This window comes from Thioalkalivibrio halophilus (assembly GCF_001995255.1).
GTDB classification, from domain to species: Bacteria; Pseudomonadota; Gammaproteobacteria; order Ectothiorhodospirales; family Ectothiorhodospiraceae; genus Thioalkalivibrio; species Thioalkalivibrio halophilus.
This window is the reverse complement of the sequence record NZ_MUZR01000003.1, coordinates 40926-52369: the sequence shown is the minus strand read 5'-3', so window position 1 is coordinate 52369 and position 11444 is coordinate 40926. Positions and strand designations below refer to the sequence as shown.

General features: G+C 68.9%; 12 protein-coding genes. 3 read left to right on the top strand and 9 right to left on the bottom strand.

The window, feature by feature from the left end:
- Positions 1 to 46: 46 nt before the first annotated feature.
- Genes B1A74_RS00975 through B1A74_RS00965 form a run of 3 tightly spaced genes read right to left on the bottom strand, consistent with a single transcriptional unit; the run spans position 47 to position 2720 of the window.
- Entirely contained in the window at positions 47 to 1006 is a 960-nt protein-coding gene (locus tag B1A74_RS00975) for a S49 family peptidase (protein WP_018945962.1), read from the bottom strand.
- 29 nt (positions 1007 to 1035) lie between these two features.
- Positions 1036 to 1740 (bottom strand): HAD family hydrolase, encoded by a 705-nt coding sequence (locus tag B1A74_RS00970; protein ID WP_018945961.1) that lies wholly within the window; start codon positions 1738 to 1740, stop codon positions 1036 to 1038.
- Entirely contained in the window at positions 1737 to 2720 is a 984-nt protein-coding gene (locus B1A74_RS00965) for an RluA family pseudouridine synthase (RefSeq protein WP_018945960.1), read from the bottom strand. The genes B1A74_RS00970 and B1A74_RS00965 overlap by 4 nt, the downstream gene beginning before the upstream one ends.
- A 477-nt stretch (positions 2721 to 3197) precedes the next feature.
- On the opposite strand from B1A74_RS00965, the gene B1A74_RS00960 reads away from it, so the two are divergent.
- The gene (locus tag B1A74_RS00960; protein WP_077243510.1) at positions 3198 to 6260 is read left to right on the top strand and encodes an Rne/Rng family ribonuclease; all 3063 of its coding nucleotides are present in this window, start codon (positions 3198 to 3200) and stop codon (positions 6258 to 6260) included.
- 59 nt (positions 6261 to 6319) lie between these two features.
- On the opposite strand, the gene B1A74_RS00955 is transcribed toward B1A74_RS00960, so the two are convergent.
- On the bottom strand, positions 6320 to 6826 hold the full coding sequence (locus B1A74_RS00955; protein WP_018945958.1) for a low molecular weight protein-tyrosine-phosphatase: 507 nt from the start codon (positions 6824 to 6826) through the stop codon (positions 6320 to 6322).
- A gap of 154 nt (positions 6827 to 6980) precedes the next feature.
- Between B1A74_RS00955 and fliK the strand changes: the two genes are divergently transcribed.
- Together fliK and B1A74_RS00945 are read left to right on the top strand one after the other, a co-directional pair.
- Entirely contained in the window at positions 6981 to 8174 is a 1194-nt protein-coding gene (fliK, locus tag B1A74_RS00950) for a flagellar hook-length control protein FliK (RefSeq protein ID WP_026288861.1), read from the top strand.
- 3 nt (positions 8175 to 8177) lie between these two features.
- A complete protein-coding gene (locus B1A74_RS00945; protein ID WP_077243509.1) occupies positions 8178 to 8471 on the top strand; it encodes an EscU/YscU/HrcU family type III secretion system export apparatus switch protein in 294 nt (97 codons plus the stop codon).
- A gap of 10 nt (positions 8472 to 8481) precedes the next feature.
- Here B1A74_RS00945 and B1A74_RS00940 read toward each other — a convergent pair whose 3' ends face one another.
- The 5 genes from B1A74_RS00940 to B1A74_RS00920 all read right to left on the bottom strand — a co-directional run bounded on the left by B1A74_RS00940 (position 8482) and on the right by B1A74_RS00920 (position 11434).
- Complete coding sequence (locus tag B1A74_RS00940; RefSeq protein WP_018869463.1) at positions 8482 to 8904, bottom strand: DUF2802 domain-containing protein; 423 nt, start codon at positions 8902 to 8904, stop codon at positions 8482 to 8484.
- An 83-nt stretch (positions 8905 to 8987) separates the two neighbouring features.
- Complete coding sequence (locus B1A74_RS00935) at positions 8988 to 9215, bottom strand: hypothetical protein (RefSeq protein ID WP_018869464.1); 228 nt, start codon at positions 9213 to 9215, stop codon at positions 8988 to 8990.
- A 73-nt stretch (positions 9216 to 9288) separates the two neighbouring features.
- Positions 9289 to 9747: a chemotaxis protein CheW gene (locus B1A74_RS00930; RefSeq protein ID WP_018869465.1), complete on the bottom strand. Its 459-nt coding sequence runs from the start codon at positions 9745 to 9747 to the stop codon at positions 9289 to 9291.
- A 137-nt stretch (positions 9748 to 9884) separates the two neighbouring features.
- Complete coding sequence (locus tag B1A74_RS00925) at positions 9885 to 10634, bottom strand: chemotaxis protein CheW (RefSeq protein WP_077243508.1); 750 nt, start codon at positions 10632 to 10634, stop codon at positions 9885 to 9887.
- Positions 10631 to 11434 carry a ParA family protein gene (locus B1A74_RS00920; RefSeq protein WP_018869467.1) on the bottom strand — a complete coding sequence of 268 codons (804 nt, stop codon included), beginning with the start codon at positions 11432 to 11434 and terminating at the stop codon, positions 10631 to 10633. Before B1A74_RS00920 ends, B1A74_RS00925 begins: the two co-directional genes overlap by 4 nt.
- Between the last annotated feature and the right edge of the window lie 10 nt (positions 11435 to 11444).

The following is an 11444-nucleotide window of genomic DNA, read 5'->3' as shown; positions in this document are numbered from 1 at the left end:
GAGTCCGCGGGGCGGCCCAGCCCCTGCCGGGTTCCGGTTCGCCGGCTCATCGCCACTGAGGCGTGGATTCCAGATTCAGCACCTGCTGCATCACCACCGTGCCCAGGTCCTCCAGGAACAGCTGGATGGGCGTGCGGCGCGGACGGAATTCCACCATTTCCTCGATTCCGATCACGTCGCGAGCCACGCTGCGCGGATTGCCGAGACCGTCGGTCAGCCCGAGCTCCACGGACCGTTCGCCGGTCCAGGTGAGCCCGTTGAAAATATCGGCGTCTTCGTCCAGACGTTCGCCGCGTCCGGCACGGACCACATCAATGAACTGCTGATGGACGTCCGTGATCAGGCCTTCCATGTGATCCACATGGTCCGGCTCCAGCGGCAGGAACGGGTCGAGGAAGGCCTTGTTCTCGCCCGCGGTGAACAGCCGGCGCTCGACACCGATGTTGTCGATCAGGTCCACCACGCCAAAGCTGTCCAGACGCACGCCGATGGAGCCCACCAGGCTGGCGCGGTCGGCGTAGATCTCGTCGGCCGCTACCGCGATGTAATACGCGCCCGAAGCCCCGATGTCCCCGATCACCGCGTACAGGGGGATGTCTTCGTGTTCCTCCTTCAGGCGCAGCAGTTCGTCGTGGATGATCCCGGCCTGCACCGGACTGCCGCCACCGGAGTTGATGCGCAGCATCACCGCCTGCGTGCCGTCATCCTCGAACGCCCGCTTGAGCGTCCGGGTAAGGTCCTCCGCATTGGCGCGGGCCGAGGCCGCGATCATGCCGTCCACGTCCACCACGGCCACGTGTTCCGAGGGTTTCCTGTCGGTTTCGAACCAGCTGTCGAAGCCGTCGCCCCGCACCAGGATCAGCAGGGCGAACAGATAGGCGAACAGCAGGATCTTGAAAAAGATGCCCCAACGGCGCGCGCGGCGCTGTTCGATGACCTGCGCCTGGACCAGGTTCTCCAGGGTTTCACGTTCCCAGCCCGGCTTGTCGTCTTTCGACCATCCCATCTCGTTCGTCCTCTTCTAGCCGCGGTCCGTCACGGTTCCATCAGTCGGCGGTGCAGCGCGGGAATGTCCGGCACCAGCGCCGCCGGTTCCTCGGCGGCGAGGCGCGCATCCGAGTGGGCCCCGTGGGTGATCCCCACTGCCCGTACCCCGGCCGCCCGCGCCATCTGCAGATCGTAGATGCTGTCGCCCACCATCAGCGCCCGCTCGCGGGCGACCCCGGTACGCCGCAACAGGTCCTCCAGCATCGCGGGGCCGGGCTTGGACGGCTGCTCGTCACTGGTCACGGTGGCCACGAAGCGGGGGCCCAGTCCACTGGCCGCCAGCGTCCGGTCGAGCCCGGCGCGGGATTTGCTCGTGGCCACCGCCAGCAGGATCTCGCGCCGGTCCAGGTCCTCCAGCAGCGCCTCCACGCCGGCGTAAAGCGGCTCGTCCGGGGCATCCGTGGCCTCCAGGTAACACTGGCGGTAGCTCGCGGCGAACGCCTGTATCCCGGCATCGTCCAGTTCGGGATGGAGCTGACGTACCGCCGCCTGCACCCCCAGCCCGATGATGCCACGCAGCGCGCTTTCCTCGCGCTCGGGAAGGCCGTGCTCGCGGGCCGCGCGGCGCAGGCAATGGATGATGCGCCGCGGCGAGTCCATCAGCGTCCCGTCCCAGTCGAAGACCACCAGGCGGAGCTCCCCGGTGTCGGGCGGAAGCAATGCCACCTGCGTATCCGTGCCCGTTGCCTTCATGTCGTCGTGTCCGCCGTGTCCAGATTTTCCAGCACCTGCTGCAGTTCGTCCGGCATGGGAGCGGAAAAGATCCGCTCCTCGCCCCTTCCGTCCTCGAAGCGCAGCGCCTGGGCATGCAGGAACAGGCGTTCGAGGCCCAGCTGACGCAGCCTGCGATTGGCATCCGGCAGGCCGTACTCGTGATCGCCCGCGACCGGATGACCGATCTCGCGGCCATGCACCCGGATCTGGTGGGTCCGTCCGGTGCCGATGCGGACCTCGGCCAGCTGAAAGGCGCCATGGGCTTCCAGCGGCATGAACACACTGTTCGCCGCGCGCTGGCGTCCGCCGGTGTCGCCCGCCGCGGACATGCGACGGCGCCCGTCGTCGCCGCGATCCGCGCCCAGCGGGGCATCGCAATGGATGGGCTGATCATCTTTCCAGCGGCCGACCAGCAACGCCAGGTAACGCTTGTCCACGCGCCCGTCGCGCAGGGCTTCGTGCAGGGCCTGCAGCGGCTCGCGCCCCTTGGCCAGCACCAAACACCCGGAGGTCTCGCGGTCCAGGCGGTGACCCAGTTCCAGCGACGCATCCGGCCGCAACACCCGCATCGCCTCGATGATCCCGAAGGGCAGACCGCTGCCCCCGTGCACCGCCAGACCCGAGGGCTTGTCCAGCACCAGGTAGTCGTCGTCCTCGAACAGGATCGCCCCGCGCAGGCGTTCCAGCACCTTCGGCGGCACATCCGGGGTCCCGGTCTCCTGCGGACGCTCGAGGTCCGGCACGCGGACCTTCGAGCCCGTGGCCAGGCGCTGGCGCGCGCTGACCCGCCGGCCGTCCACGCGGATGGCCCCCTTGCGGATCAGCCGGTAGAGCAGACTCCGCGGCACGCCCTTGAGTTCGCGCAACAGGAAATTGTCGAGACGCTGGCCGTCGGCGCGCTCGCCCACCACCAGCTCGCGGGGGCCGGAAGCGCCGGCGTCGGAAGATCGGGATTTCATGCGCGGAATGCTACCGCAGTCCCCTGCCCGCGGCCATGCGCGCCGTGCTTGCCGACGCCGCGACGATCTCACCCGGGGAACAGAACGGATCCTGCCGTCCGTCATCATAAAGTAGCAAAAAACTTGCCGCGGCAGGGCCTTGTATCCTACATTGCCCGCTGGCGGTACCCCGTTTCGGGCGTACGCCGCCACGAATCATCCACCGCTCCGGCCCGCGCCTCAGGCGCCGGGGCCGGACGGCCCTCGCCAAGAGCGAACGCGTGACACTATTTCTTTTAACCCAGTCCTGCTTCCCCGGTCGCTGTCCAGAAGGACGGCTGATCCCGTGGCTGCTGGTGAATACCTGGCTGGCGCGCTGGCTCACGCTACGCGCCGCCCCTGCGCGCACTCTTTCAGCACAGCATCCGTGCCGCACGGTCACCGCCCGCCCGACCGGCCCTGTCGGGGAGCAGCGGGACGCCCCAACGAGTCCATCGCATGAAACGCATCCTGATCAACGCAACGCAGCCGGAAGAGCTGCGCGTCGCCATGGTCGACGGCCAGCGGCTGTACGACCTCGACATCGAACTTCCCTCGCGCGAGCGCAAGAAAGCCAACATCTACAAGGCGAAGATCACCCGCGTCGAGCCCAGCCTCGAAGCGGCCTTCGTCAACTTCGGGGCTGACCGCCACGGCTTCCTGCCGTTCAAGGAAATCGCGCATTCGGCGGTGGGGGCACCGGCCGACAGCGACAAGCCCGTCCGCGAGTTCCTGAAGGAAGGCCTGGAGATCCTGGTCCAGGTCGAAAAGGAAGAGCGTGGCACCAAGGGGGCGGCGCTCACGACCTTCATCAGCCTGGCCGGGCGCTACCTGGTCCTGATGCCCAACAACCCGAAGGCCGGCGGCGTCTCGCGCCGTATCGAGGGCGAGGACCGGGCCGAACTGCGCGAGGCTCTGTCGGGCCTGAACATCCCCGAAGAGATGGGCCTGATTGCCCGCACCGCCGGTGTCGGCCGCAGCACCGAAGAGCTCCAGTGGGACCTCGATTACATGACAGCGCTGTGGTCGGCGGTGACCGAGGCCTCGAAAAAGGCCCGGGCCCCTGCCCTGATCCACCAGGAAAGCAACGTCATCATCCGTGCCCTGCGCGACCACATGCGCACCGATGTCGGCGAGGTGATCATCGACGATGACACCATCTACGAACAGGCCGACGAGTTCGTGCGCATGGTCATGCCTAACAGCCTGCGCAAGCTGAAGCACTACACCGACCCGGTCCCGCTGTTCAACCGCTACCAGATCGAAAGCCAGATCGAGAGTGCCTTTGACCGCGAGGTGCAGCTGCCGTCCGGCGGTGCCCTGGTGATCGACCATACCGAGGCGCTGATCTCCATCGACGTCAACTCGGCGCGCTCGACCAAGGGCGGCGACATCGAGGAGACGGCCTTCCACACCAACCTGGAAGCGGCCGAGGAAGTCGCGCGGCAGCTGCGGATCCGTGATCTCGGCGGCCTGATCGTCATCGACTTCATCGACATGAGCGCCAACAAGCATCAGCGCGAGGTCGAGAACCGCCTGCGCGAGGCGCTGGAGATGGACCGCGCGCGCGTTCAGGTCGGCCGCATCAGCCGCTTCGGGCTGCTGGAAATGTCGCGCCAGCGGCTGCGTTCCTCGCTGGGCGAATCCAGTCAGATCACCTGCCCGCGCTGCCACGGCCACGGCCAGATCCGCAGCGTGGAATCCATGGCGCTGTCCATCCTGCGCCTGATGGAGGAGGAAGGCATGAAGGACCGTACGGGCCTGGTCCTGGCCCAGGTCCCGGTGGACGTGGGCACCTTCCTGCTCAACGAGAAGCGCCAGGCCATCGGCGAGATCGAAGAGCGTCATGGGGTCGAGATCAGCATCATCCCCAACCCGCAGTTCTTTACCCCGCATTTCACCGTGCAGCGCGTGCGCGGCGACGAACGCGAGGACGTGGTCAGCGATCGCAGCAGCCACCAGCTGGTGGAGATCGTGGAGGAAGACCCGGACCCGCACCAGGAGCGTCGGCAGAAGCCGGAAAAGCCGCTGGTTCAGGGCGTCAGGGTATCCGCACCACCGCCGGAGTCCCCGGCCGCGCCGCCGACCGGTGCGGCCCCCTCCGCTCCGGCCGGGCCGCCGCCGGAACCGGTAGCCCAGCCTGGCTTCTTCGGACGCATCTGGTCCGCGCTGTTCCCCAACAGCCGTCCCCCGGCCAGCACCGCCGGCACGCCGACCGAAGCGGACACGCCGGCAGAGGGCGAAGCGCGTGGCCGGCGCCGTGGCAAGGGTGGCGAGCGCGGGCCGGATCGCAACCGCAAGTCCGGCGACAGGAGTGGCGACAGCGGTGGCAATGGCGGCAACCGCCGTTCCCGCGGCGGCAAGGGTGACAAGTCCCGCAAGTCCGACAAACCCGACAAGTCCGGGGAGGAAACGCGCACCGGCAAGGGTGGCGGCCGCAACGGCGGCAAGCCCGAAGGTGATGACAAGCCGCGCAAGGAGAGGACCAGCGACCCCGGCGAAGGCAAGGGCAAGTCCGCCGGCGGCGGGCGTTCCGGCAAGGCCGGCGGCGCCGACAAGTCCCGCAAGGGTGAAGACAAAAGCGACGACAAGACCGCCCCTGAAGGCGCGAATGAAGGCCCGAAGACGGCCGAAACCAGCGCGGATACGCCCGTAGAGGCCACCACACAGGAAGCCGCGGATCGTGCGCCGGAGACCTCCGGTAGCGGCGAGGACAGCGGGGATGACGGCAAGGGGCGGACCCGCAGCCGGCGTTCCCGCCGTGGTGGCCGGCGTCGCGGTGGCCGTGCCCGCAGCAGCGACGCGGCAGCGGACAGCCAGGAGCCCCGTGACGACCAGGACGCCAACGCCACCGATTCCGGCGGCACCGACTCCGGCGAGCCCACGGCCGACAGCAGTGAATCCGGATCGCAGGCCACCACCCCGGTCCGCTCCGACGCCGAACCGGCGCCGGACGCCGAAGCGCCGGAGCCGAGCCCCTCGCAGGAAGACAGCGAGGCGGCATCGGCATCCGGCGGGCGGAAGCCCCGCACCCGCAAGCCGGCGAAAAAGAAGGAATCCGCCGCCAGCGAAGGGGACGCGGACAACGAGGCCCCGGCCGAGGCACAGGCGGAGCAGGCTCCGGAGGCGGCCAGCGATGACACCGGCGAAGACGCGAGTGGAAGCAGCAGCCGTCGGCGGCGTTCCTCCGGCAGCCGCGGACGTTCGCGGGCTGCGCAAAAGGCGGAGGGCGATACGAGTGACGAGGGCAGCGCGGAGCCGGTGACGGAGCCCGCCAGCGACGCGGCTTCCGCATCCGCGCCCGAAGCCGGATCATCCGACGAATCCCCGGAGGCCAGCACGGCCCCGTCCAGCCGCCGTCGCCGCACGAGCTCGACCCGGTCCCGCAAGAGCGCACCCGCGAGCGAGGCCTCCGACGCCAGCCCGGCGGCGGACGCCGGGGACAGCAAGCCCGCGGACAGCGCGCCCGCAGACACCGGCGGCGAGACGGACGCAGACGGTTCCGGGTCGAAGAAGGACTGAGGCCCGGTTCCATGAATCCCGTCCCCGCAGGCATGTACCTGTGGAGGCGGGATTCCCGGTCAGCCAGTGGATCCCTTCCGCGGCCTGATGCCGTGCTCGCGTTCGAAGTGCGCGAGCAGGCCGTCCGCGGCCGCCTCGACCAGGTCCATCACATGGACGAAACCCTCCCCTCCACCGTAATACGGGTCCGGGACCTCGGTTTCCGGCCGGTTCACGGCGTACTCGGGGAAGCGTTGCAGGCGCGCGCGCGTATCCTTGCCCTGCAACTGGCGAGCAATCCGCTCGTTCGCCTCGTCCATTACCAGGATGTAGTCGAATTCATCGAAATCTTCGCGCTCCAGCTGGCGCGCGCGCAGGTGGCTGATGTCGTAGCCGCGGCCCCGGGCTTCATCGCGCGCCCGGGGATCCGGCCCGGAGCCGATGTGGTAGCCATGGGTCCCGGCAGAATCGACTTCGATCACGTTCTCCAGCCCGCGCTCGCGCAGGCGCTGTTCGAGTACGCCATGTGCCATCGGCGAACGACAGATGTTACCCATGCAGACCATGAGTACACGCAGCTTGGACATGTTGTTTCCTCTGTTGATGAATAAATGACTCGACGCGGCAGGAGCCTGCCCGGCCGCGGCCCTTGTGACAAGCAGGCATGCTCGTGCCCGAGATTCCGCCCGAGCCGGGCTTTGTGCCATGCTGATTCGGCATTCCAGCGAGAAGAGCGTTCCCATGGGCGATTTCACCGGCTCGCGTCCTCTGCTACCCCTCCCCGCCTCCGCGGACGGTGCGCGTGCCGGCGGGGTCCGCGATCCGCTGGCCGCCGTTGGACAGCGGATGGAGGTCCGCATGATCGAGCGCCTGGCGGACGGCAACGTCCGGCTGCAAGTGCCCGCCACCGGGGGTGGTAGCGGTGGTAGTGGCGATCGCCCCGGCGTGATGGTCGCTCGGCTGGCCGGCGCGATGTCCGAGGCGCTGGCTGCCCGTGCCGAAAGCGGCCAGCGCCTGACGGCCGAGGTCACGCGCAGCTCGCCCTCGCTGGAAGTGCGGCTCCTGCCGTCCGCGGGTTCACCGGGCATCGGGACCGGGTCGCCGGCGGAGACGGATCGCCTGGCGGCCTTGCTGCGCCGGACCCTGCCCGCGGCGCGCGCCCTGGCGCCAACGCTGCAGGCCCTCTCCGCCGCGGCAACGCCTCCGGACCCCCGCGCCGACACGGCCTCGACGCGCATCGACGCCCTGGTGCGCGGTCTCCCCGACGCCTCCGGCCTGACCCGCCCCGAAGGGCTGCAGCAGGCGACGCGTGCCTCCGGGGTGTGGCTGGAGTCCATGCTGGCCCAGTCCGGCACACCGGGCAGCGCGGGCCCGAACGTGTCGGGCGACCTCAAAGCCCGGCTGCTGCGGGCGGCCGACGCCCTGCGGCAGATGCCCGGTACCGGCCCGGGCGGCGGTGCCGGGTCGGCCCCCGCGGGCGGGACGGGCCCGCTGCTGGAGGGCATGCTGGCTCGCCTCGCCAGTCTCCAGCTGCAGGCCACCGGCGACGGAGCGGATCCTCAGCGCTGGCTGTTCGAACTGCCGTTTCGCACCCCGCAGGGGGTACAGGGCCTGCATGGCGAGATCGAACGACACGCCGGCGAGCACGACGGGGCCACCGAAGGCGACTGGCGCTGTCACCTGACCCTCGATCTGCCGGCCCTGGGTCCGACCCTCATCGTGCTGCATTCACGGGCCGGACAACTGCACGTACATTTTACCGCCGAACGTGCGGAGACCGTGGAACGCCTGCAGGCCGGCCAGGGGTCCCTGCGCGACAACCTGGCCGCGCGCGACCTGGAACCGGCGAGTCTTGCGGTGCGCCAGGGCGACGTGGATACCGATCCGCAGGCCCGGCCGGACCGGGCGCACGGCATGCTGGACGAACAAGCATGACCCGTGGCCNNGGCCACGGGGGCACCGGGGCATGACCGGGCCGTCGCCCTGGAGTGGGATCGCCGGCAGGCACCGCGCATCACCGCGTCGGGCGCCGGGGTGACGGCGGGGGAGATCCTCCGGATCGCCGAGGAACACGATATCCCGCTGCATCAGGACGCCGCGCTGACCGAGGCCCTGGCCCAGGTGCCGCTGGGCGAGGAGATCCCCGAGGAGCTTTACGTTGCCGTGGCGGAGGTACTGGCCTTCGTGTTCCTGCTGGCGGGGATCACGCCGGAGGACCTCGGACGATCCTGATCAGCCCCCGTCAGTCGTCGTCACGCGCGCTCCCGGCACCGTGCAGGCTGTAGATCAGGTCCAGTTCCGCGGCGGTCAGGCTGCAGAGCCGGCGGACTTCCTCGCGCGGATAACCCTCGCGGACCAGCTGGATGGCTTTCTCGTACGACCCCTGGTCCGGGTCACGCGCACGCAGCTCGGTGTGCTGGTCGTGCAGGCGTTCCAGCGCCCGCTGTACCGAAGCCTGCGCCTGACCGTGATTGATTACCCCCTCGGACAGGACCTTCATCGCCCCCTGCAGGGCCATCAGGGAGGTCGCCTGGCGCTGGTAGTCCTGCCGCAGAGCCGTGAGCTGCCGCCGCAGCAGCAGCACCAGCGCAACGGCGAATCCCGCCACGATGGTGGCCAGCAGCGCGATCCCCGCCGCAAGCCAGACCAGTAGATTCTCTCCCATCAACCCGTGCTCCCCGTTGGCTGGCCCGATTGTCGCGTGAAGTCACGGTCCGAGGCCAGTCCGGAGATGCGATGCGACGGCAATCAGGCGTATTCGTCGATCCGCCCGCCCCGGCGCCGTTCGCGTTCGGCCAGGCGTGGCGGTTTCTGCTGGGCCGGGGGGATCCCGGGGCGCAGGATCGGGTCGCGATCATGGTCGTCGCTGAGGGCGTGGCCGGCCACACTGGTGTGCACCGGACGCACGTCGCGAGGTGGCCTGAGGACCGGGTAAAGCGGCCGTACGGAACGGTCGTGCTGGAGCTCGTCCACCATTTTTTTACCTCCCGCACGGTCTGCCCGTGCATCGGTGCGCCGTCCCGCCCGACCGGGCGAAGCCAGCGCCGAGCTACAGCTCCCGCAGCTGCGCCCACTCCTCGTCGGAGAGGAGCTTGTTCAGGTCGACCAGAATGGTCAGACCCGCTTCGGTACTGGTTACGCCCTGGATGAAACGGCTGCTTTCGTCGTTGCCGACCTCCGGCGCCGCCTCCACGCTGTCGGGCGAAATCCGTACCACCTCGGACACCGAATCCACCAGGATCCCCACGTTCTGATCGTCCACGTCGATGATGACGATACGCGAGGCATCGTCCGGCTCGCGATCCTCCAGCCCCATGCGCCGACGCGCATCAATCACCGTGACCACGTTGCCGCGCAGGTTGATGATGCCGAGGATGTAATCCGGTACGCCGGGTACCGGCGCGATGTCCGACACCTTCAGCACCTCCTGGACCTGGAGCACGTCGATGGCGTAGGTCTCGTCGGCCAGGCTGAAGGTTACGTACGGAGCGGTATCGGCCTTGGCCATGGATTCAACGTCTTGTGCGCTCATGCTCATCCTCTTGGAGCGGTCGTGTCCGCGGGACGGACACGCAACATGGATTCTTTTTCAATGTAACGGCCGACGTCCCGGCGACTTGAATGCCACCTGCTCCGGCCGGTGGTTCACTCCTGGCCGGACTCCCAGTCCCCGGCCTCGAGACTGCCGTGCAATGCCGTCAGGTCCAGCAGGGTCGCCATCTTCTCGCGATCCACGCCCGCCAGCCACGGCAGCCGGCGCCGTTCGCTGCGCCAGCGCAACTGCTCGGGATCGATCGTGCGGGTCCCGTGGATCGCCCGGCAGGCCAGCGCGAAGCGCGAGTTCGCGAGGAAGACCACCTGACGCGCGGTGTCCGGTTCGTACTCCCGGTCCGACGGCGTCACGATGGCGGCCAGGTCGATCAACTGCACCCGCCCCTGCTTGCTGTCCGCGATCCCCAGATACCAGGGGGAATGCGCCGGCGTCGGGCGGATGTTCAGCTGATCCAGCGGCGTCACGCCGCCGAGATCCACCAGGGGTGCCAGCAGGGTCAGGGGCCCGGCTTCGATCACCAGGGCCGAGAATGGTTTCTCCGGCCGGGGATACGTCGGACCCACGGGAGTTTCCGGCGGCGGCGCGGCGGGGCCGGAAACCGGCGCCAGTTCGCTCGCCGGAACCTCCACCGGGGTGTCTGCCGGCTCCAGGATGTCGTCGCGCATCAGGCTGCGCGGACCCGGCGGCGCCTCCGCCACCCGAGTACGGGGGTTCTGCGCGGGTCGTTCTTCCTCCTGTTCGGCGGGGGCCGGCTCCGGCGCATCCAGCAGGTCGCCGAAGTAGTCCTCGAGGGCCTGCGGCTCGGCGAGCAGCGGCCCGTTCTGTTGCCGGTGACGGCTCATTTTGCCTGTCTCCTCTCCCCATGGGTCCGGGGCAGCCGTCCGCCGATGGTTTCCAGCAGGTCGGCATAGGCCAGCACGCCGCGGGCATCCGGGATCATGAAGCACAGCGGCTGTCCTGCGCTGGAGGCATCACGGAACTTGGTATCCACCGGAATCACCCCGGACCAGACCTCGTCGCCGTACTGCCGCCGCAACTCGGCCAGCGCCTCGTGCGCCGCGCGGGTTCGCCGGTCGAACAGGGTCGGGATGATGCGGTAGTTCAGCTGTGCCTTGCGCGATTTCTGGACCATCGTCAGGGTGTTGATCATGCGCTCCAGCCCCTTCAGGGCGAGGAATTCCGTCTGTACCGGGACCAGCAGTTCGTCGCAGGCCGCCAGGGCGTTCACCATCAGCACGCCCAGCATCGGCGGGCAATCCATCAGGACATAGTCGTAGTCGTCCTGCACGCCCTCCAGGGCATGGCGCAGCACCAGCCCCATGCCGCCCCGCGTACCGAGCTGACGGTCAAGCGTCGCCAGCGCGGTACTCGCGGTCAGCAGATCCAGTCCCGGGAACGGTGTCTCGCGTATCAGCCCGGCCGGGTCCGGACGCTCGCCTTCCACCGCCTGATTGAACAGTTCGTACACGCCACGCGTCGCGGTCTCGGGGTCGTGTCCGAAATACGCGGTGAGCGAGCCGTGAGGGTCCATGTCCACCAGCAGCACACGCTGGTCCGGACCGGACAGCAGTCCGCCCAGGGTCACCGTCGTGGTGGTCTTGCCCACCCCGCCCTTCTGGTTGGCCACTGCCCAGATCTTCATGCGACGTCCT